The 20,382-nt window shown below is 68.4% G+C and carries 18 protein-coding genes; 9 read left to right on the forward strand and 9 right to left on the reverse strand.

The genetic code is table 11. From position 1 onward, the window contains the following. The first annotated feature begins 126 nt into the window (after window positions 1–126). From QZ588_RS12745 to QZ588_RS12760, 4 genes are all read left to right on the forward strand, one after another. Window positions 127–1,134, forward strand: a complete 1,008-nt coding sequence (locus QZ588_RS12745; protein ID WP_295543299.1) for a zinc-dependent alcohol dehydrogenase family protein — start codon at window positions 127–129, stop codon at window positions 1,132–1,134. Between the two features lie 12 nt (window positions 1,135–1,146). Then, window positions 1,147–1,689 carry a metallophosphoesterase family protein gene (locus QZ588_RS12750; protein WP_295543301.1) on the forward strand — a complete coding sequence of 181 codons (543 nt, stop codon included), beginning with the start codon at window positions 1,147–1,149 and terminating at the stop codon, window positions 1,687–1,689. Between the two features lie 444 nt (window positions 1,690–2,133). Further along, window positions 2,134–2,886, forward strand: a complete 753-nt coding sequence (locus tag QZ588_RS12755) for an ATP-binding protein (protein WP_295543302.1) — start codon at window positions 2,134–2,136, stop codon at window positions 2,884–2,886. A 332-nt stretch (window positions 2,887–3,218) separates the two neighbouring features. Next, on the forward strand, window positions 3,219–3,803 hold the full coding sequence (locus QZ588_RS12760) for a chemotaxis protein CheW (protein ID WP_295543304.1): 585 nt from the start codon (window positions 3,219–3,221) through the stop codon (window positions 3,801–3,803). Window positions 3,804–3,914: 111 nt separating this feature from the next. On the opposite strand, the gene QZ588_RS12765 is transcribed toward QZ588_RS12760, so the two are convergent. Then, window positions 3,915–5,378 (reverse strand): phosphomannomutase, encoded by a 1,464-nt coding sequence (locus tag QZ588_RS12765; RefSeq protein ID WP_295543326.1) that lies wholly within the window; start codon window positions 5,376–5,378, stop codon window positions 3,915–3,917. 453 nt (window positions 5,379–5,831) lie between these two features. Here QZ588_RS12765 and QZ588_RS12770 point away from each other — a divergent pair, with 453 nt between their 5' ends. The 4 genes from QZ588_RS12770 (at window position 5,832) to QZ588_RS12785 (ending at window position 9,823) form a co-directional block, all read left to right on the forward strand. Next, complete coding sequence (locus QZ588_RS12770) at window positions 5,832–7,466, forward strand: response regulator (protein WP_295543305.1); 1,635 nt, start codon at window positions 5,832–5,834, stop codon at window positions 7,464–7,466. Between the two features lie 118 nt (window positions 7,467–7,584). After that, window positions 7,585–7,962 carry a response regulator gene (locus QZ588_RS12775; RefSeq protein ID WP_295543306.1) on the forward strand — a complete coding sequence of 126 codons (378 nt, stop codon included), beginning with the start codon at window positions 7,585–7,587 and terminating at the stop codon, window positions 7,960–7,962. 246 nt (window positions 7,963–8,208) lie between these two features. Next, window positions 8,209–8,994, forward strand: a complete 786-nt coding sequence (locus QZ588_RS12780; RefSeq protein ID WP_295543308.1) for a hypothetical protein — start codon at window positions 8,209–8,211, stop codon at window positions 8,992–8,994. Between the two features lie 250 nt (window positions 8,995–9,244). Then, window positions 9,245–9,823, forward strand: a complete 579-nt coding sequence (locus QZ588_RS12785) for a DUF302 domain-containing protein (protein WP_295543310.1) — start codon at window positions 9,245–9,247, stop codon at window positions 9,821–9,823. A 7-nt stretch (window positions 9,824–9,830) separates the two neighbouring features. On the opposite strand, the gene yihA is transcribed toward QZ588_RS12785, so the two are convergent. The 3 genes from yihA to QZ588_RS12800 form a co-directional block, all read right to left on the reverse strand. After that, on the reverse strand, window positions 9,831–10,430 hold the full coding sequence (gene yihA / locus QZ588_RS12790) for a ribosome biogenesis GTP-binding protein YihA/YsxC (RefSeq protein ID WP_295543311.1): 600 nt from the start codon (window positions 10,428–10,430) through the stop codon (window positions 9,831–9,833). A 137-nt stretch (window positions 10,431–10,567) separates the two neighbouring features. Continuing rightward, complete coding sequence (gene moaC, locus QZ588_RS12795) at window positions 10,568–11,047, reverse strand: cyclic pyranopterin monophosphate synthase MoaC (protein ID WP_295543312.1); 480 nt, start codon at window positions 11,045–11,047, stop codon at window positions 10,568–10,570. 98 nt (window positions 11,048–11,145) lie between these two features. Further along, entirely contained in the window at window positions 11,146–12,150 is a 1,005-nt protein-coding gene (locus QZ588_RS12800) for a lipid A biosynthesis acyltransferase (protein WP_295543314.1), read from the reverse strand. 143 nt (window positions 12,151–12,293) lie between these two features. Here QZ588_RS12800 and QZ588_RS12805 point away from each other — a divergent pair, with 143 nt between their 5' ends. Continuing rightward, window positions 12,294–12,761 (forward strand): rhodanese-like domain-containing protein, encoded by a 468-nt coding sequence (locus tag QZ588_RS12805; RefSeq protein WP_295543316.1) that lies wholly within the window; start codon window positions 12,294–12,296, stop codon window positions 12,759–12,761. 69 nt (window positions 12,762–12,830) lie between these two features. On the opposite strand, the gene QZ588_RS12810 is transcribed toward QZ588_RS12805, so the two are convergent. The 5 genes from QZ588_RS12810 to hrpA form a co-directional block, all read right to left on the reverse strand. Continuing rightward, window positions 12,831–13,349: an Rrf2 family transcriptional regulator gene (locus QZ588_RS12810; RefSeq protein ID WP_295543318.1), complete on the reverse strand. Its 519-nt coding sequence runs from the start codon at window positions 13,347–13,349 to the stop codon at window positions 12,831–12,833. 104 nt (window positions 13,350–13,453) lie between these two features. Beyond that, window positions 13,454–14,314 carry a serine O-acetyltransferase gene (gene cysE / locus QZ588_RS12815; protein WP_295543327.1) on the reverse strand — a complete coding sequence of 287 codons (861 nt, stop codon included), beginning with the start codon at window positions 14,312–14,314 and terminating at the stop codon, window positions 13,454–13,456. Between the two features lie 71 nt (window positions 14,315–14,385). Then, the gene (locus tag QZ588_RS12820) at window positions 14,386–15,297 is read right to left on the reverse strand and encodes an oxygenase MpaB family protein (protein WP_295543320.1); all 912 of its coding nucleotides are present in this window, start codon (window positions 15,295–15,297) and stop codon (window positions 14,386–14,388) included. 55 nt (window positions 15,298–15,352) lie between these two features. Next, window positions 15,353–15,844 carry a hypothetical protein gene (locus QZ588_RS12825; RefSeq protein ID WP_295543322.1) on the reverse strand — a complete coding sequence of 164 codons (492 nt, stop codon included), beginning with the start codon at window positions 15,842–15,844 and terminating at the stop codon, window positions 15,353–15,355. A gap of 263 nt (window positions 15,845–16,107) precedes the next feature. Next, entirely contained in the window at window positions 16,108–20,145 is a 4,038-nt protein-coding gene (gene hrpA / locus QZ588_RS12830; RefSeq protein ID WP_295543324.1) for an ATP-dependent RNA helicase HrpA, read from the reverse strand. Between the last annotated feature and the right edge of the window lie 237 nt (window positions 20,146–20,382).

Consider the following 20,382-nt stretch of genomic DNA (forward strand, 5'->3'; position numbering starts at 1 on the left):
TCAGGTCGGTGACCGGCGGCGCTCGCAGTCGTCGTCCCGGGGTCAGTCTTCACACCCAGCCCTTCACACTGCAGCGGTCCCGGCGCAAGATGCAGCCTGTGATGCCAAGACGGAGGAGCCAAGACGATGCGGGCGATCCTGATGCGCCAACCCGGCGGCCCGGAAGTCCTCGCCGAGACCGAGCTGCCGATGCCCGAGCTGCAAAGCCCGACGGATGTGCTGGTGCGCCTGCACGCGGCGGGCGTCAATCCGGTGGACACCAAGATCCGCACCAAGGGGCCCATGCTGCCCGGCACTCTCACCGCCGTGCTCGGCTGCGACGGCGCGGGCACGGTCGAGGCGGTCGGCGATGCGGTGACCCGCTTCAAGCCCGGCGATGCGGTCTGGTACTGCCACGGCGGACTCGGTGGGCCCCACGGCAATTATGCCGAGTATGCCGTGGTGGATGAAGTCATTGCACAGCCGAAGCCCGCATCGCTGACCTTCATCGAAGCAGCGGCCGCCCCGCTGGTGCTGATCACCGCCTGGGAGGCTTTGCACGATCGCGCCCGCATCGCGCCGGAGCAGACCGTGCTGATCCACGGCGGCGCGGGCGGTGTCGGCCATGTGGCCATCCAGCTCGCACGGCTCGCCGGAGCCCGGGTGGCCACCACCGTCAGCGGCGCGGAGAAAGCGGAATTCGTCCACGGTCTCGGCGCGGAATACGCCATCGACTACCGCCAAGAAGATCTTGCGGGTGCCATCGCCGACTGGACCGGCGGTCGCGGTGTCGATGTCTGCCTCGACACCGTCGGGCCCGAGGTCTTCGCCCGCAGCATCGAGGTCATGGCCGTCTACGGCGATCTGGTGACCATCCTCGACCCGGGCGGCCTGAGTCTCAAGGAGGCCCGACACCGCAATCTTCGCCTCTCACTGGAGCTGATGCTCACACCGCAGCTCAGGCAGATGGCGGGCGCACTGGCACACCAGGGCGAGATCCTGCGCCGCTGCGGCGAGCTGTTGGACGCGGGCAGGCTGCACATCACCGTGGCCGAGACCTATCCGCTGGCCGCCGCCGCCGACGCTCACCGCCGGCTCGAGGCCGGCGGCATGCAGGGGAAGCTGGTGCTGACCATGCCCGCGGCCGACGCTTAACCACATCAGGCCATGCTGCAGGTCGCTATCCTCTCCGACACCCATGGCGTCATCGATGACCGGATCGCCGACCTGGTCGCCGACTGCGATCTGGCGGTGCACGGCGGCGACATCGGCGCAGCCGAGGTGCTGACCAGACTCAAGCCCCGTTCCGGGCGCGTGGCGGCGGTGCTCGGCAACAACGATGTGCGCCACAAGTGGCCGGCGGCGGAGCAACACCTGCTGGACACCTTGCCGCTGGAAATCACCGAAGACCTGCCGGGCGGGCGCTTGGTAGTGGTGCATGGCCATCGCACACCGGCGAAAGACCGCCACGCCAGGCTGCGCCGGCGCTTTCCCGACGCGCGGGCCATCGTCTATGGCCACAGCCACCGCCTGGTGGCAGACCAGGACGACGCGCCATGGGTGCTGAATCCCGGCGCCGCCGGGCGCGAGCGCACCTTCGGCGGACCGTCCTGCCTGGTGCTCACCGCACGCCACGATCTGTGGTCGCTGGCCGTGCATCGATTTCCGCCGGCCGGTGGCGCGCAACCCCGTGAGCGGTCGCGGCGCTGAGCGCCAGCGTCCATCGCACCTGCGAACGACCGTTCGTCGGAAAATCAACGGTTATCCCGTCCACGCTCTGCAAGCCGTGAAATCTGGTCTACGCTAAGAGTCAAAGACATCTCACATTCGGTGAGTCAAACCGCCCCCACCAGGGGCGCGCGCAGTCCGGGGCGCCATCCCCAGACAGCAACCAGGCCGGTGCCCCTGCACCGGCCTTTGCTTTTGGCGCAAGCAGTGGCCGAGCCCGCCGAGCCCGGCGCTGCGCGCCCGATAACCTGAACCTGCGCCCAATAACCTGCGCCCGGCAAACTGCGGCTAATCCGGGGATCGGCGGTCCCAACTCGACACCGAGCTTCGCATCGTGCCGGTCATCCCGGCGCAGACGCCGCGCAAGGGCGCTGCGTGTTGCCCATGCTGGCGGCACCGCCGCAGTGGCGGCTACACTGATGTCGCATGCAAACACCACCCGCCCAGTCCCCCATCAAGCCGCCGAAGGCTCTGCTGCGCACCGTCGGCCGCGCCATCGCCGAGCACGACATGATCCGTGCCGGCGATCGCTTGCTGCTTGGCGTGTCCGGCGGCAAGGATTCGCTGTCGCTGCTTGCGATCCTGCAACACCTGCAGACCTACGCACCGGTCAGCTTCGAGCTCGCCGCCGTGACGGTGGACCCGCAAGTACCCGGCTTCGCGCCGGCGCAGCTGGCGGCACACATGGATGCCCTCGGTGTGCGCTGGTTCCTGGAAGCCCAGCCCATCATGGAAGAGGCCCGCGCGCGCATGGACGGCGATTCATTCTGCGCCTATTGCGCACGCATGAAGCGCGGCATCATGTATCGGCTCTGTCGCGAGCACGGCTACAACGTGCTGGCACTGGCGCAGCACCTGGACGACCTCGCCGAAAGCCTGATGATGTCGCTCTTTCGCGGCGGACAACTGCGCACCATGAAGGCCCATTACCGCAACGACGCCGGCGACCTGCGCATCATTCGCCCGCTCGTGCGCGCGCGCGAGCGCCAGATGGCAGCCTTCGCGGCGGCCGCCCGGTTGCCGGTCGTGCCGGACAGCTGCCCCGCATGCTTCGACGCCCCCACCGAGCGCGCCCGGATCAAGCGCCTGTTGGCGACCGAAGAGACGGAGAATCCGCAGGTCTTCCAGAGCATGCTCCACGCCATGCAGCCGCTGCTGCGCGAGGGAGAGCCACCCTGACACCCTGCCGGCGCATGCCGAGCCGGTAGGCGGCGCATCGGGAGCGGCTGCGGGCATGCCCAGCCGGCCCGCAGCCGCCACGGCATGCCATCCTGCCGGCGCCGTCCCGAGGCCACGGCCCGCCGGCGCCCCGCCATCGGGGCTCGCACCCGCCGAATACTCAGGTTTGGACTAATCTTTAGGTGCAGATGCGAGCGCGCCGGCATCGCCTGCCGAGCGTGAACACTCCATCGTCATCCAATGTCGGGGTGTGGCGATTGCAACGCCCCGGTCCTGATCGTGCGGCGACGCGCCGTCGCAAGCCATGGCGTCCGCCAGCGGAGCGCACAATCATGGATCTGCAGCGGAATTGCCGCGTTACAGTGTACACCGTCCGCGCTGTTCGCAGCCTGATCGCCGAAGGCGTCGACACCTGCCTGGGTCTGCCACGGCTGACGCCGTTGGAGCAGACGGCGCCCTGGGTGCTCGGCGCCTTCGAGCTGCGCGGCGACTTGGTGCCCGTGGTCAGCCTCGGCGTGCTGCGTGGCGAGCCGATCCCATCGGCGGCGGTGACGGATTTGGTGCTCGTGGTGCTGAGTGCGGGCTATCCGCTGGGCCTGCACAGCACCCGGCCCGTGCGTATCGAGTCGTTGGCCGCGACCAACGCTGGGCGCAACGCTGGGCACGCGCGTCGATCGCCGCGGCGGTTGGTCCCGCACCCCGTCGGCCTCGGCTATGTCGACCTGAGCCGGCTTCGCCTCACCGGCGTCGACGTCGCCGGCCGCAGCGATGCCGAGGCACGGCTCGCGCAGTTCGAACGGCATTTGTCGGCGCAGGCGCTGGAGCGGTTGGAGCAGCGCACGCGGCGCTATGCCGGCGACTTCGCCGGCCCTCGCCCACCGCCGCCGCTGACGCAAACGCCGGCACAGCAGCGCTGACGGAGAGCGACCGGCCGCGGGCGCCAGCGCCAGTCCGTCAGCCACCCACCGGCGACAGCTCGTGGCTGGATTCGACCGTCAGCATCACGGCTCAGACCCGCACCGCCGGGCTCAAGCGCGCCAGCCGTTCAGGATGTCCATGCAGATGCGGTTCATGTCGCGGGCGCGCTGCGCGCTGTCCGCTTCGGTGTAAGCCCGCAGCTCGGGTGCGTTGCCGGAGGGTCGCAGATGTGCGATCTCGCCGCTCGTGAAGATGATGCGCACGCCGTCGGTGTGATCCACGGCGGCCACATCGCCGAAGGCGGCGCCGAACACCGCCGCCGCGGCGTCACCATCGGCGGCGCGGTCTCCGCTCGCAAAGGCGGCGAGCCGCCGGGCGCTGAGCGCGGTCGGGAAGTCGGTGATGCGATCGCTGTAGGTGAAGCGCCCGGGCAGCTCCGCCGCCAAGTCAGCCACGGACATGTCCCGGCGCCGCGCCGCACCGAGGATGGCCACGGCAACGATGACCGCGTCCCGGGTCGGCAACGGCGGCAGACGTCGGCCGTCTCGGGCAATAGCCGTCTCGGTGAGAAAGCCGCCATTGGCCTCGTAGCCCACCACCGGTGCCAGGGCGCGCGCACGCAGGGCCTGCATGCCGGCGATGACATAGGGCGAGCCGATGCGGGTGCGTAGCACCTCGGCGAACCAGCCGCAGCGCTCCACCGCCGTATTCGAGCTCACCGGTGTCACGACAGCGGCGGCGCCGAGCTCCCGGGCGCAGAGGATGCCGGCGATGTCACCGCGCAGCCAGTGGCCTTCGGCATCTGCGATCAGCGGCCGGTCGCCGTCGCCATCGGCGGAGACCAGGGCATCGAAGTCCCCGCGCGCCGCCCAGCCCCGGGCGAGCTCGACATCCTGGGCACGAATGGCCTCTGTATCCACGGGTATGAAGCTGTCGGCACGGCCGAGCCGGGTCACCCTGGCGCCCAACCCCGTCAGCACCGCATGGAAGGCGTCGCGGGCGACGCTCGAGTGCTCGTACAGCCCCACGCTGAGCCCGGCCAGCCAATCCCGCGGAAAAAACGCCAGGTAACGACTCAGATAGGCCTCGAGCGCCGCGGATTCCGCCGCTGGCAACGACGGCGGGTCCAGCAGGCCGCCGTCTGCGTCGAAGGCGCCCGCCGGCAGCTCGACCATTTGTGCGCGAATGCCCGCCTCATCGTCCTTGAGGATCTCCCCCGTGGGCAGGTTGAACTTGATGCCGTTCCGGTCGTCGGGGATGTGCGAGCCGGTGACCATCATCGTTGGCATGTTGCGGGCGATGCCGTGGGCGGCCAGCGCCGGCGTGGGAATGCGCCCGAAGTTGCGGGGACGACAGCCCGCCGCCCGCACCGCGGCGGCGCACGCGGCCATGATGCGCCCGGTGCTGGGCCGGTAGTCGCCGGCGATGCCGACGTCACCACCGGCGGCGAGCCGGCCCGCGCTGCGCAGATGCTGCACGAACCCTGAGGTATAGGCGAAGCAGACGCTGTCGGTCATGTCCGACACACGCCCACGGGCGCCACTGGTGCCAAACTTGACACCACTTGCGGCCATCAGGTCATCAATCTTGAGCACGGCGTCGTCCCCGGGGCAGGCGTCTGTCGGCGAAGGCAAAGCCGACATGTTATACCCGTCGCACCCCGACTTGTGGTTTTTGCCGGCCGGGTCGCGACCGACGGGGACTGCCGTGGAGGCGCCGCCGTAGGCCGCACCGACCTGCTGATACGGGCGCCGGCGCCTGGCGCTTGACGTACGCCGGGATTCGACAACCATGGCATGGCTGACACACGGCGCCGCAGCGGCGACAATCGAACGACCAGGGCATATCTACAGGGACGTATTCACGGCGTCCCCCGCCTGGCGCAAGCCGCTGCGGGCTGAGTGGCGGCGGGCGGGGGTCTCGACCACAGGGATGCGGTCGTGAAGTCTACAGGGACGTATTCACGGCGTCCCCCGCCTGGCGCCACCCAGCCCGCAGACACCGAGAGGCGACGGGTAGAGGTCAGCATGAGCAACCCCAGCAGGTCCGAAGGTTTCAGTCCAGCGCCGCCGGGGTCAGGCGATGCCGACCCCGCGCGCGCGGCCTGCGTCCTGTTGGTAGATGACATCCCGTCCAATCTGCGGGTCCTGTACGAAAGCCTGAACGGCCACGACTACCGCCTATTGGTGGCCAACGACGGCGCCCAGGCGCTGGCCATCGCTCAGCGCGCCCGCCCGGAACTGGTGCTGCTCGACATCATGATGCCGGATATGGACGGCTTCGAAGTATGCCGACAGCTGAAGGCCCACGGCGATACCGCCGATATCGCCGTCATCTTCCTCTCGGCCCTGGACGACGCCGCAGACAAGATCCACGGCTTGGCGCTGGGCGCCGTGGACTACGTGACCAAGCCCTTCCATCCGCAGGAAGTGGCGGCGCGGGTCGCGGCCCATTGCAAAATCCTGCGCCTCGAGCGCGAGCTCGGTCAGCGCAACCGGCAACTGGAGCTGGTGCAGGGCCGCATCCTGCACTCGATGGTGGAGGGCGTGCTCGGGCTCGATGCGGAAGGTCGAGCGCGCTTCGTCAATCCCGCCGCCGAGCGCTTGTTCGGCCTGCGCGCCGAATATCTGCTGGCGCGCGGACTCGCGGACTGGGAGCCCATGCGACTGCGCGAGAGCGCCCGGCGCGTGCTCGCCGAGCAACGCGAGCTGAGCCTCGATGAGATTGCCCTGCCGCGCCCGGACGCTAGCACGGTGCCGGTGGAGGTGCGCGTCGCCCCCGTCGTCGATGCCGGGGACGCCGCCGGGGTGGTGGTGGTGCTGCGGGACCTGAGCGAGCGCCGGCGCGCGCAAGCCAAGCTGGATCGCACCGCTGACGAGCTGCATCGCTCGCACCGTGAGCTGCGAGCCGCGCAGCTGCAGCTGATGCAGGCGGCCAAGCTGGAATCCGTCGGCCGACTCGCCGCCGGTGTTGCGCACGAGGTCAAGAATCCGCTCGCCATCGCACAGCTCGGACTCGATTACCTGGAGCAGGTAGCAGGCGCGGATGACGTCTCCTGCCAAGTGCTCACGGATATGCAGCAGGCACTCGCGCGGGCGGATACCGTCGTGCACGGTCTGCTGGAGCTCTCGCGCGAGCACGACCTGGCACTCAGGCCGGGCGCGATCAATGACGCCCTTCACAACAGCCTGCAGCTGGTACGCCACGAGCTCACGCGAAGACAGATTGGCGTGTGCATCAGCCTCGCCGACGACATTCCCGAGCGCCCCATCGATGCCGACAAGCTGCAGCAAGCCTTCCTGAACCTGCTCATCAATGCGATGCACGCGATCGCGCGTGGTGGCACCTTGATGATCCACAGCAGCCTATGTGCGCTGCCGAGCCACGAGCTCGGGCCGCATGCCCGGGATGCGGGCTTCCTGGCCGGCGATCCCGTGATTCGCATCGCCATCGAAGACACCGGCCCCGGCATCGACCCGGGCGATCTGGATCGGTTGTTCGACCCCTATTTCACCACCAAGCGCCAGGGCGAAGGGACGGGGCTGGGATTGTCGGTTACCCACAACATCGTTAGGCTGCACGGTGGCAGCGTCGAACTGTTCAATCGCGCAGCGGGCGGCGCCTGTGCGCTGGTGCTCTTCCCGCCTGAGGCCGCTGCCTGAGGCGGTCATCTCCGGGGCGCTTGCCCGGGGCGGCGTGATGGCTGCACGCACGCCAGCGCGAGCCCGCCTCACGCGCCCGCAGCAGACATCCGCACAACACCAACAGGAACCCCACCCTGTGAGCAAAAAGAAGATTCTGTTGGTGGATGATGAGCCCGCCCTCACCCGCATGCTTCGACTGAATCTGGAGCAGACGGGGCGCTTCGAGGTCCGCGAAGAGAACCACGGCAGCCAGGCGCTGCGGGTGGTCCGGGAGTTTCGTCCGGACCTGGTGTTCCTCGACGTCATGATGCCCGACATCGGCGGCGATGAAGTGGCGGAGCAGCTGAAGCAGGATCCAGCCCTCAGCGGCGTCAGGTATGCCTTCCTCACCGCCATCGTCACCAAGCGCGAGACGGGTGCCGGCGCCGCCGAGATCTCCGGCGAGACCTTTCTGGCGAAACCGGTCAAGCGCGAAGAGCTGTTGGCGGTGGTCGACGAGCTACTTGGCGCATGACCATGGTGCTGGGTCGGGCGTCCACACATGACGGCTGGCGTGTCCACGGGTGTCGGCCGGTGCATTCAGCAGCCAGACCGGCGCCGTTTTTTCCCCACTGCAACCATGCTATGGTCCGCGCTGTCCACCGCCTTAGAGTGTGCGTGCGCGCACTGCACCCGCCGGTGGCGGCAAGGCGCTAGAGAAAACCGCACACATAGAGTTGCGGTTACCACACCGAGACCACTGAATTAAGGAGCGATCCACATGATCGACAGCAAACGCCTCCTGCTCGGCGCATCGGCCGCCGTGCTCGGTCCCATGCTGGGCCTGGCCCTGACACCGGTGCAGGCGCAGCCCGCCGCGCCGGCACCCGCGCCCGGCCCGGAGCAGGCACGCGCCGACATGGAACAGCGTATGGAAGCCGCCATGGCCGAGCGCAACGAGCGATATCAGGACCTGCGCAAGCGCGCGGCCGAAGTGGGCCTGGAACTGCCGGAGATGCCGCCCTGGGCCGACGGCGGTCTGCCCCAGCCACCGGCGGGCATGGAGCCTCCTCCCATGCCTCAGATGCCGCAGCCCGCCGCAGGCATGGCCACCGAGCGCCCGCCCATGACGCGCGAAGCATTCGAGGCCATGCGCCAGCAGCGCTGGGAGGCCATGCGCGAGCGCGCCAAGGCCATGGGCCGCGAGCTCCCGGAGACGCCACCTTGGGAGGCGGCGGAGCAGCGCCGCAAGGAAATGCTCGAGAAGTACGAGGCATACCGGGCCACCATCGAGGCCATGACCGACGAGCAGAAAGAGGCCATCGCCGCCCTCTTCGGTAGTCGTGCCGCAGAGCCACACATCATGCCGCAGGGACCGATGGGCGGACCGATGGGCGGACCCTGCGCGTCTGCGAGCCGCGGCCAGCCCTGCGGACGCGGCATGATGCCGGGTTACGGCCCTGGCCCCAGGATGGGTCCGGCCATGATGCCGGCCATGCCCATGATGCCCGCCGGCGGCGATGAGGGCACCGAAGCGCCCGCGCAACCGCCCGAGCCAGCGGGCTGACACAGCCCACCGCCGACGATCCATACGGCCAACCCCAGCGGGGATTGGCCGTATGCATTCCAAGTCACGCCGCCACCCCGCATGACGCTGCGGCCGCACCCGTGCGCGCGCACAGACGGCGAACCTGAGGGCTCATCAGGCAACCCGACCCGGCGTAGACGCCGGCACGCGCCAAGCTCAAGCCCCTGCACCATCATCGAGACCGTCGTCGCGTGCAGCGCGGCGGACGCCATCTGCCGAGAGTATGCCCATGAATTTGCTCCGTAACCTATTTGCCGTCATCGGCCTGATCTTCGTCGCCATCCTGCTCATCGGCGCCGTCACCCTGGGACCGCGCCTCGCCAAGCTCGACCCTGGCTTCCCGCAGGCCTACGGGGCCTTCGCTGGACGGCTTCTGGAAAGTGGCGATCCCGGCGTCGCGATGATGTGGTCGGAGCCGGTTCAGGAGGGGCTGAGCGTCGAGGATGTGACCACTTCCCTGAAGAGTCTTGCCACCAACAAAAACCTGCTGTTCGTTGGCGAGTCGCCCTTCTATCAACAAGTTGAGGCCGTCACCGGAGAAGACTACCGTTATGTAAACTTCTTGTCCTTCTGCGACGCCCAGGTTGGCAAGATGATGCTGGACTACCGCGACCAATACAGCGGTTTCATGCCTTGCCGCATCGCTTTGGTCGAAGATAAGGACGGTAATCTCGCCCTCTACTCCATGAATCTGGACCTGATGATCTACGGTGGTGAGCCGCTGCCACCCGAGCTCAAGGCGGAGGCGCTGCGCATGCGAGACACCATCCGTGACATCATGCGTGGGGCTGCGGCGGGAGAGTTCTAAGCGCCGATCACTCCGCCGGCAGTTGCAGCCACCGAGCAAGCTGCGTCTGAACCGCTTCGACGCCGAGACCGCTCGCGGCGGAGAAGACCTCGACCCCGATTTGCGTGTCGGTGCATTCCCGGCGAACCGCCGCGAGCTGGCGCTGCATGGCACCGCGCCCGAGCTTATCGGCTTTGGTAAGCAGCACCAGCATCGGCAGCTCAGCGGCGCTGCCCCAGGCGAGCATGTGGCGGTCGATTGCCGTCAGCGGATGACGGATGTCCATCACCACCACCAGTCCCTGCAGACATTGGCGGCGCCGTAAATAGTCCTCCATCAGCGCCTGCCAGCCCGCCTTCACGGCTTGCGAGACCTTGGCGAAGCCGTAGCCGGGCAGATCCACCAGACGGCGGTCTTCATCGAGCTGAAAGAACACCAACTGTTGGGTGCGCCCGGGGGTACGGCTCGTGCGGGCGAGGCTGCGCTGGTGGCAGATGCGGTTGATGGCGCTGGATTTACCAGCATTGGAGCGCCCGGCGAAAGCGATCTCCAACCCGCAATCCGGCGGTGTGCCGGCGCGCGAGCCGGCGGCCGTGAGAAACTGCGCGCGTTGAAAGTGCGGATGCATGGCTGTCGGCCCTTGGTGCTGTGCTTCAGCGATACTTGGCGTCGGTCGATGCTGAGGGCAGACTTCAGTGGGCTGAATGGTGGCGTATGGGGACATGCTCTGCGGCTGACCGCGCCGCACCGATCAACCGTGCGGGCTCAGGCGCGACGCTGCCAGTGCCCGGAACGCCCACCGGCCTTCTCCAACAGCTGGACCCCCGTCATCACCATCCCGCGATCCACGGCCTTGCACATATCGTAGATCGTGAGCAGCGCCACCTGCACGGCGCACAGGGCCTCCATTTCCACGCCGGTGCGCGCATTGGTCTCCACCGTGGCGGTACAGCGCACGCCAGACGTTTCCGGCACGGGCTCGAGGGCGACTTCCACCCGCGACAGTGACAAAGGATGGCACAGGGGCACCAGGTCCGCGGTGCGCTTGGCGCCCATGATGGCGGCGATGCGAGCCACGCCGAGCACATCGCCCTTGGCGTGTGCGCCGGTTTCGATCAGCCGCAGCGTCTGCGGCTGCATCTCGATATAGCCCTCGGCGACGGCCCGGCGCCGGGTGCTGTCTTTGCCACCGACATCCACCATGCGAGCGGCGCCCTCGGCGTCGAAATGGGTAAGCTCTGACATTGCGTTCTATCTCCGGGCGACGCCGGGGCGTCGCCGCATACCACTAGCTTCTGGACGCCGGCGCCGGCGCCGGCGCCTTGGAGGGCGGGCACGGGGTACTAACCCACATCCGCAGCACGCCCACTCACACGCAGCAGCCGCCGTGCGTGCTCGATGGCATCGTAATCGCGCAGGCGGCCGACGTAGACCTTCGCTTGCCCCGCCGGCCGGCGCCGAAAACGTCGGTAAGGCCATAGGTACTGCTCCGGGCAGACCCTGATACAGCGCTCGATCCCCAGGTTCAGCGCCGCGGCCGCAGTGGCGTCATCCTCGCTGGCGATGCCATCGGGTGCCGGCAGGCAGTGAATGCGGTAACCCCGCGCCCGCGGCAATCGCTCGGCAAACATGAAGATGACCCGTGCGCCGCTTCTGCGTGCCAAGCGGCTCACCAGCACCATGGTCCAAGCCGGCAGACCGCACAACGGCGCGAAGGCGGCCCCGGTGTCTGCGCGGGGCTCCTGGTCCGGCAGAATACCGGCATACTCGCCGGCGGCGAGGCCCTGGACCAGCGCCCGGACGCCGCGCGCCGTGGTTGGCGCCAAGCGTGCACCACTGCGCCTGCGAGCCGCCAAAATGAGTTCGTCCAGACACCGCTGCGGCTTGTAAAAAATGGTGGTGGGCCCCTGCGCCGCGAGATACAGCCCCGCGAGCTCCCAGGCCCCCAGATGCGGCGACAGCACGATGAGGCCGCGACCGTCATCGCGGCGTAACAGCTCGCCGCCGCGCACCTCTCGAATCAGTCCCAGCGCCTGCGCCGGTGGCCGCAGCCAAAGCCGCCCCATTTCGCAGTAGGTGCGCCCGAAGGCGGCCAGGCTGCGGTTGCGCAGCCGGATGAGATCCCGCGTGGCCAGCTGCGGACGATATAGCGTAATGTTGATCAATGCATTACGCCGCTGGCGGTTCGGCGTATGGGCGATACACCAGCCAATCATGCCGCCGAGGGCGTGCAGGACCGGTAACGGCCAATGCGCCAGCATCCGTAACAGCCCCTGCAGGTAGCGCTCCTGGCGCGCGCGCCCCCGCCGCCGGGGATCGGTGGCCGGGGCACGGGGTAAGATGCTCACCAGGCGCCGCATGAGCGCCCTTGGAGACGCGCCGGGGATGGCGTCGCGGCCGCTGTGAGCATCTCAGGGCATCGGACGCGCCAGCCCGCTGCTAGACTCAGCTGCAGCCGCCGACCGCGGCCCCACCGCCGGAGATCCGCACCATGACCGAGCCCGATACCGCGCCCAAGACTGACGGTGGCGCAGCGGCGCAAACACCGAAGGCGCTGAATCCGCAAGCGGCCTACACCCTGTTGCAAGACAACCCGCAGGCTGTGCTCGTGGATATCCGCTCCACCATGGAGTATCTCTTCGTCGGCCACCCGAAGGGCGCCGTGCATGTGCCGTGGATCGACGAGCCGGACTGGACCGTCAATCCCGAGTTCATCACCGAGATTCGCAAGCTCCTGCTGGGCGGCGCCAGTTGCGCACCCGACGGGCCCTGTGCACCGGTCGTGCTCATCTGCCGCAGTGGCAAGCGTTCGCTGGAAGCGGGCAAGGCGCTGCTGGCGGCGGGGGTCGGCAGTGTCTATCACGTCGACGAGGGCTTCGAGGGCGAGTTGGATGACGACCACCACCGCAGCACGCTCGGCGGCTGGCGCTTCCGCGGCCTGCCTTGGGAGCAGTGCTGAGTCGCGATACTGCCCGAGCCAGCCGCCGCCGGCGAGACGGGGGGCGAGCGACGGGGCCACGTTCGCGGATCAGGAGGGCGCATCAGCGATCCGGCGACGCGGGCCGTTCGGCACTTGTACCTGCGGCTGTGGACGGCGCGCCGCCGACTGCGCCGAGTCGCCCTCGCAGCCACCGCTCTCGCGCTGCGGTCGGCGTTCAACCAGATCCTGCAGGCTGATGTTGGTGAGATAGCCGTGGATGCGCTCGCTCAAGTCCACCCAGAGATTGTGGGTCAGGCATGGGCCGCCGTCTTTGCAATCCCCGGCACCGGCGCAGCGGGTCGTGTCCAGATGCTCATCCACCGCGGTGATGACCTCCGCCACATGGATCGTGCCAGCAGCCCGCGCTAGATGGTAGCCGCCACCGGGGCCGCGCACGCTCGAGACGACGCCACACTTGCGCAGCTTCGCGAACAATTGCTCGAGGTAGGACAGCGAGATGCCCTGCCGTTCGGCGATGTCAGCGAGGGCGATGGGGCCACGGCCCTCGTTGATAGCCAGATCGAGAACCGCGGTGACCGCATAGCGGCCCTTGGTGGTCAAACGCACGGCATATCCTCCCAGGTCGTCGTTCTGTGGCGCGAATCCTACGATAACCGAGCTTGACCATCAATTTTTTGTGGCAATGGCGTCGCCACGGCGATGCGCCGCGCTCAGCGTTCATTGCCCGCCGCTACTTTGGCCTCCGGCCGCGGCGCAGTCACCGCCTTACCGCCACCCGGCGTCGCCGTGGACGCCGTTTGCGCGTCCTGCGGTGCGTCCGGGGTGGCAGGATCGATGCCGCAGCCCTCCAGGTCGCTCAGGTGCTCGAAGTGACGGGTGATCCCGTGCTCCTCCAGCGCTCGCGACATGGCCTCCATGCGCCGGTCCATGACGTGGATATGGTCCAGCATGCTGTTGATGGCGTTGGCCACAGGATCAGGCGCGTCGCGCACGGCGCCATAGGCGTCGAAGCCCATGCGCTTGGCGGTATCGGCACGCCGGCGGGCGGCGGCGTCCACCGCGCGCTCGATGACACGTCCGGGCACGCCCACCACCGTCCCCCCCGGTGGCACCGCCTTCACCACCACCGCATTGGAGCCGATGCGCGCGCCATCGCCAATGCTGATGGGCCCGAGCACCTTCGCGCCGGCGCCCACCACCACGTCGCAACCGAGGGTGGGGTGACGCTTACCCTTCTGCCAGGTGGTGCCGCCCAGGGTGACACCATGGTACAGCGTACAGTCGTCGCCGATGATCGCGGTCTCGCCGATCACCACACCCATACCGTGGTCGATGAACAAGCGTCTGCCGATGACGGCGCCGGGATGGATCTCGATGCCCGTGAACAGCCGCGCGGCATTGGATATCACCCTGGCAGGCCATTTGAAGCTGCGCTGCCACAGCGCATGACTGAGCCGGTGCATCATCACCGCATGCAGCCCCGGATAGGTGGTGAGGATTTCGAAGGTGTTGCGCGCCGCGGGATCGCGGTCGAACACGCAGTTGATATCTTCCCGTAACCTGCCGAACATGGTGCTGCTCCATTGGGGCATCGCCGCGGCTGCGCCGATGCGCCGGGACGACTGAAAACCGCGCGCCAGGCTCAGCGATCGGCACCGAGCTCCTCGATGCGATAGCCGCGCGGATAGCTCCGATGCCGCTGCCGGGTCAGGAGCCGCGGTCTGCGCCGCGGCGGCAGGCGCCGTAACACCCAACGCCGCATGGCCATGCCGCCGAGCACCAGCCTGCGCACAGGCGCCGGCGCCGGATCGAACCCCACCGCCTGCAGCATGGGGGCGTCCAGCAGTGCATGCATCAGCGGCGCCGCCACGGGCCAGAGCGGACGCGGCAAAAACCAGCCGAGCATCAAATTGCGGGTTGCCGTCGCTAATGCTTCATTGTGCTCGCTGTAGCGAAAGTGCGCGCGCTCGAACTCGACATTGAACCGTTCCAGCTCGGCGTAATCCGCCGGGATGTGGCGGATACCCATGCGCGCGCCGATGCGCCGCCAGACATGGAAGGTCGCGAGCCGCTCGCCCGCACTCAGGCGCCGCCAACCAAAGCGTGCATTCCAGCGAATGGGCTCGAAGACGAAGGTACTGAGGGTGTAGAGATACTCGTCCTGCGCGATGGCGTAGCGCCCGTGCTGTTGATTCATGCGTCGCAGCGCCGCCCGCCCACGGGGATGATCCACGCCATTTTCCTGGATTTCCGCCAGGATCAGCGCCGTGTCGTCATAGCGCTTCTGGGTGCGACGGATCAGCTCATCGGTCTCCACCAACAGCGGCGTGCCCTTGGCAACGGCGAACGTTCGCAGCAGGGCCAATTCCAGCGCGCGGGTGGTATCCCACGGAAACTCGCAGCTCGCGAGCAAGAAGCCGATTTGCTCGCAGTCGGCCTCCGGGTCCAGCGTCGCGATGTAGCGGGCGCGGGCAAAGCGATCTGCGGGTGCCAGAATCTCAGCCGGAACCAGACTGGCAAGGAACGGCGGCTCGCCGTGGTGCTGCGGGGTCATGCGCACTCCGGTCGTTGGGTGATCAGCGCGAACCGCTCCCGGCTGTCGCGGGCATCTACCAAAGCTTGACTGCGGAGACAATGAGGCTACCCACGATGGTGATGAACCCGATCAGCCACAGGAAGTGACGATCGTGACGGCGGATCATCTCGTCGAAGCGCTTGTCCACTTGCTCGAAGCGCTTGTCCACCTGCTCGAAGCGTTTCTCCATCTGCTCGAAGCGTTTGTCCACCTGCTCGAAGCGCTTGTCCACCTGCTCGAAGCGCTTGTCGACCTGCTCGAAGCGATCCAGCATGTCCCGACGCAGTTCCTGATGACGCTGCTCGGCGAGCTCGAAGCGCTTGTCGACTTGGGCGAAGCGCTCGTCCATGCGCACAAAGCCTTCCCGTATCAGCTCACGCTGATGCCTGAGCTCTTCCTCGACCCGCACCATACGCTCGCGCAGCTCGATCTCGTAGACCGCCGGCGGTTTGCCGAGGCTCTGCTCGGCGAGCCAATCCGCCATGTTGGCTTTGATGAAATCGATGTCTTCTTGGGTCAGCGTCATGGCTGGAGACAACTTCGCTCGCGCATTGCCGTCGCTCTGGGCCCGTCACACTTGCGTGGCCGCTCTTGCGGGTCAAGAAAGGTGGGTGGCGGGGCACTCCGTAGAGACGTTCCCGTCGGCGTTACGCCAGCATCCCTGCGCTCGAGACTACCGCCGCCTGACCCACTGCGCCTGAGGGCGGACAATTGATTGGCGAGCAGTATATCAGGCGTTGACCTGAGCCGGCCGTCATGGGGCCGTCACGCCGCCCGGCGCTCGGCCCATTACAGCCCCAGCGCCCGCCAGCGCGCCTGGACACGCTTGACCGACACCGGATAGGCGGTGCCGAGTTGCTGCGCAAACAGGGACACGCGCAGTTCCTCCAGCATCCAGCGAATCTCCTCCAGTCTGGGGTCGTCGCGCTCGGCGGCGCGGGCGGCGGCCTGGCGCTCGGCGAGCTGGTGCAGCAGCGGGTTGAGTTCCGCCAAGCGCTGCTGATCCCGGCCCGCGGCATGGACAAGCTTTTCGGTACGCTGCTCGGCCGCTTTGAGGTAGCGCGGATAGTCCTTCAGGCGCTCGAAGGGCACCTGCTGCAGGAAGCCGCGGAACACCAGCGCATCCAACTGGGCGCGCAGGTCCAGCACCGAGGGCATCCAGTTGATCTGGGTGATGCCGGCGAGGCGCTTGCGCAGGTCCTGATAGACCCCCAGGATGCGCCCCGCCAGGTCGCAGACCTCGTTGGCCGTTGGCGGGAGCCGGCCCTTGCAAGCCGCAAGCCGCGCCGCGAAGGCGGCCTGATCGCGGATGGGCGGCTGCCCCTCGGTGAAAGTGAGATCAACGATGAGCGCCGTCAGCTCATCGGCCAGGTCCGGCGGCGCGCCGGTCTTGGGGCCCTTATGGGCGCCGGCGGCGGGATCAGGCGCCTTGGCGTATTGCAGCCGCATCCGGTCCAGCCCCGGCAGGCTGCGCCGGAGCGTGCGCATTTCCTGTGCCAGCGTCAGCATGATGAGCCGCCGCAGCCCCGCGCGCATGGCCTGCGCGGCGCCGTGCGCCGAATCCAGCACGGCGATGGCGACACTGTCCCCCTGATCCACCAGCGCGGGGTAGCCGCGCAGGCGAATGCCCGCCTGGGTGCGGTCGATATGCTCCGGGAGGCCGCCGAAGTCCCAGCGAGTGATGCCGGTGCGCTCCAGGCCGCCCGTGTCTGCCCGGGACTCAGGGGCGGCGGCGGCCGCGTCGCCGTGCCGGCGCTTGAGTGCCACCAGGTCCTCGCCGGTCGCCACCGCGCGGCCGTCGGCATCCACCAGCCGCACCTTCATGCGCAGGTGCCCGGGCAGCGCTGACAGGTCCCAGGCGTCTTCCGGTACATGCACGCCGAACAGCGCTTTCAGCGCCTCGGCGACGGCCTGGAGCAGGGGGCGGTCAGAAGGCTGGAGCCTGGCCGCGATGCGCTCGGCGGTCTCCGGGATGGGCACGAAGGCCTTGCGGATGGACTTCGGCAACGCCCGCAGCATGGCGGTGATGCGCTCGGCGAGCAGGCCCGGCACCAGCCAGTCGAGTCGCTCCGGGGCCACCTGGTTCACCAGCGCCAGCGGCAGCACCAGGGTGACGCCGTCGGCATGATGGCCGGGGTCGAAGTGGTATTGCAGCGGCAGATCGGTGGCGCCGACCCGCAGGCTGTCGGGGTAGCGCTCGTGGGTGATCTCGGCGGCGTCGCGGGCGAGCACGTCCGCCAGGCGCATGTGCAGCAGCTTCGGCTCCCGCTTGGTGGCCTTGCGCAACCATTGCTCGAACTGGGGCTTGGCGTAGATGCCGGGCGGTACCCGCTGGCTGTAGAAGGCGTAGATAGCCTCCTCGTCCACCAGGATGTCCCGCCGGCGGGACTTGGCCTCCAGCTGGTGGACGGACTCGATGAGTGCCTGGTTGTGGCGCCAAAAGGGGGCGCGGGTGTCGAAGTCGCCCTCGGCGAGGCCGAAGCGCAGGAACACCTCCCGGGACTCCGCCGGATTGATGGGCCCGTAGTTGACCCGCCGGCGCGCGGCCAAGGTGACGCCGAACAGGGTGACGGTTTCGAAGGCGGCCACCTGGCCGCGCCTGGACTGCCAGTGCGGCTCGGCGTAGCTGCGCTTCAACAGGTGTGCGCCGGCGTCCTCGATCCAGCCCGGCTGCACCCGGGCGACGATGCGCCCGTAGTCGCGGGTGGTTTCCACGCGCTCGGCGCAGATGATCCACTTCGGACCCGCCTTGAACAGCCCGGAGCTCGGGTGGATGTAAAAACGCCCACCGCGGGCGCCGAGGTATTCGCGCTGCTCGTCCTTGAGGCCGATGTTGCTGAGCAGCCCCGTCAGCAGGGCGCGGTGGATCTCCTCGAAGGTGCCCGCGGCGGCGTTCGGCTTGTGGCCCAGCGCCTGCATCTGCTCCTGCAGCTGGCCGTGCACATCGCGCCACTCCTGCACCCGGTTCCAGGACAGGAAGTGCTGCCGGCACAGTTGCTGGAACTTGCGTTTGGACAGATGCCTGCGCTCCTGCTCCAGAAATGTCCAGAGATTGAGGTAAGCCAGGAAATCCGAGTCTGGATGATTGAAGGTGGCGTGGATCTCGTCGGCGGACTGGCGCTGTTCCATGGGCCGCTCGCGCGGGTCCTGCACCGCCAGTGCGGCGGCGATGATCAGCATCTCGGCCAGGCACTTGTGCGCCGCCGCCGCCAGCAGCATGCGGCCGATGCGCGGGTCCACCGGCAGGCGCGCGAGCTGCTTGCCCAAGTCCGTCAGCCGGCCCTGCCCATCCAGCGCCGCCAGTTCCTCGAGCGTGCGGTAGCCGTCGGCGATGAGCTTGGCATCCGGCGGATCGATGAACGGGAAGGTCTCGATGTCGCCGAAGCCCAAGAGCTTCATCTGCAGAATCACCGCCGCCAGGTTGGTGCGGCGGATCTCGGGCTCGGTGTGCTCGGCGCGGGCCTGGAAATTGTCCGCGTCGTAGAGGCGGATACAGACGCCGGCGGCGACGCGCCCGCAGCGGCCCTTGCGCTGGTCGGCGCTGGCCCGACTCACCCGCTCCACGGGCAGCCGCTGGACTTTGCTGCGATGGCTGTAGCGGCTGATGCGCGCGAAGCCCGGATCCACCACGTAGTGAATGCCGGGCACGGTGAGTGAGGTCTCGGCGACGTTGGTCGACAGCACCACCCGTCGGCGCCCGTGGGGCTTGAACACCCGGGCCTGCTCCGCAGGGCCCTGGCGGGCATACAGCGGCAGCACCTCGGTGCTCGGCGGGTGGTGCTTGCGCAGGGTCTCCGCGGTCTCGCGGATCTCCCGCTCGCCGGAGAGGAACACCAGCACGTCGCCCCGGCCCTCCCGGGCCAGCTCCGCCACGGCATCGGAGATGGCTTGCTGCATGCTGTCGTCGCGCTCGCCGGCGGAGGGCTCCTCCGGCGGGCGGTAGCGCACCTCCACCGGATAGGTCCGGCCGCTGATCTCGATGATGGGCGCGGGCTTGCCGTGGGCGTCGGCGAAGTGCCGGGCGAAGCGTTCCGGGTCGATGGTCGCCGAGGTCACGATGAGCTTGAGGTCCGGGCGCTGCGGCAGCAGCTGCTGCAGGTAGCCCAGCAGGAAATCGATGTTGAGACTGCGCTCGTGGGCTTCATCGATGATCAGGGTGTCGTAGTCCAGCAACAGACGGTCCTGCTGCAGCTCCGCGAGCAGGATGCCGTCGGTCATGAGCTTGACCGAGGTCTCCGGGTGGACCCGGTCGTGAAAGCGGACCTTGTAGCCGACGGTGGTCCCGAGCGCCGTGCCCAGCTCCTGCGAGACCCGGCTCGCCAGGCTGCGGGCGGCGATGCGCCGGGGCTGGGTGTGGCCGATGCGCCCGAAGATGCCGCGGCCGGCGCCGCCCTCCCCCAGGCCGAACGTCGGGTCCAGGCACAGCTTGGGCAGCTGCGTGGACTTGCCGGAGCCGGTCTCGCCGCAGAGCACCACCACCTGGTTGTCCCGGATCAGCCGCGCCACTTCGTCCCGGCGCTCGCTCACCGGCAGCGCCGGTGGATAGGTCACCATCGGCACCGCGGCGCGGCGACTCGCCACCGTCGCCTGGGAGATCGCCAGGGACTGCGCGACCTTACCGAGACCGCGGTCCACCGGCAGTCCCTGCTCGGCGCGCCGACGCAGCCCGCGCAGGCGCCGGTGCAGGGCTTGGCGATCGCGCAGCAGACAGCCCTGGAGATCGGCGTCGGTCACGCGGCGGGCGGACGCAGGCTGCTGCCCGGGCTGGTCGGCATGCGCGGCGACGGACGCCGCCCGGCTGTCGTCGCTTCGTTCTGGCGTTGTCATTGGGGTGATGTGGGGTTGGCGGGCGTGTTTGTGCAGCGCCGTCCTCCGGGCCGCCAGGCCCTCAACCCTCGCAGATACACCGGGCGCCGTGCAAGGCAGCGCAGCGGCACTGACGGTGATAGACGCCGATATACCCGTCGCATCTCGGTTTTCGCTTTCCGCGGGCTAGGTTGCAGCTGGCGGGGGACGCCGTGAATACGTCCCTGTAGGCTTCACGACAGCATCCCTGCTGTCGAG

Origin of the sequence: uncultured Thiohalocapsa sp., from assembly GCF_913062725.1 — a bacterium.
In the GTDB taxonomy this organism is placed as follows: Bacteria; Pseudomonadota; Gammaproteobacteria; order Chromatiales; family Chromatiaceae; genus Thiohalocapsa.

Bases quoted from the DNA above. Each gene is read 5' to 3' on its own strand.
- QZ588_RS12745 (WP_295543299.1), top strand. From the start codon at position 127: ATGCGGGCGATCCTGATGCGCCAACCCGGCGGCCCGGAAGTCCTCGCC.
- QZ588_RS12770 (WP_295543305.1), top strand. From the start codon at position 5,832: ATGAGCAACCCCAGCAGGTCCGAAGGTTTCAGTCCAGCGCCGCCGGGG.
- cysE (WP_295543327.1), bottom strand. From the start codon at position 14,314: ATGTTCGGCAGGTTACGGGAAGATATCAACTGCGTGTTCGACCGCGAT.
- hrpA (WP_295543324.1), bottom strand. From the start codon at position 20,145: ATGACAACGCCAGAACGAAGCGACGACAGCCGGGCGGCGTCCGTCGCC.
- QZ588_RS12780 (WP_295543308.1), top strand. From the start codon at position 8,209: ATGATCGACAGCAAACGCCTCCTGCTCGGCGCATCGGCCGCCGTGCTC.
- QZ588_RS12750 (WP_295543301.1), top strand. From the start codon at position 1,147: ATGCTGCAGGTCGCTATCCTCTCCGACACCCATGGCGTCATCGATGAC.
- QZ588_RS12825 (WP_295543322.1), bottom strand. From the start codon at position 15,844: ATGACGCTGACCCAAGAAGACATCGATTTCATCAAAGCCAACATGGCG.
- QZ588_RS12760 (WP_295543304.1), top strand. From the start codon at position 3,219: ATGGATCTGCAGCGGAATTGCCGCGTTACAGTGTACACCGTCCGCGCT.
- QZ588_RS12805 (WP_295543316.1), top strand. From the start codon at position 12,294: ATGACCGAGCCCGATACCGCGCCCAAGACTGACGGTGGCGCAGCGGCG.
- QZ588_RS12820 (WP_295543320.1), bottom strand. From the start codon at position 15,297: ATGACCCCGCAGCACCACGGCGAGCCGCCGTTCCTTGCCAGTCTGGTT.
- QZ588_RS12755 (WP_295543302.1), top strand. From the start codon at position 2,134: ATGCAAACACCACCCGCCCAGTCCCCCATCAAGCCGCCGAAGGCTCTG.
- moaC (WP_295543312.1), bottom strand. From the start codon at position 11,047: ATGTCAGAGCTTACCCATTTCGACGCCGAGGGCGCCGCTCGCATGGTG.
- QZ588_RS12765 (WP_295543326.1), bottom strand. From the start codon at position 5,378: ATGGCCGCAAGTGGTGTCAAGTTTGGCACCAGTGGCGCCCGTGGGCGT.
- QZ588_RS12785 (WP_295543310.1), top strand. From the start codon at position 9,245: ATGAATTTGCTCCGTAACCTATTTGCCGTCATCGGCCTGATCTTCGTC.
- yihA (WP_295543311.1), bottom strand. From the start codon at position 10,430: ATGCATCCGCACTTTCAACGCGCGCAGTTTCTCACGGCCGCCGGCTCG.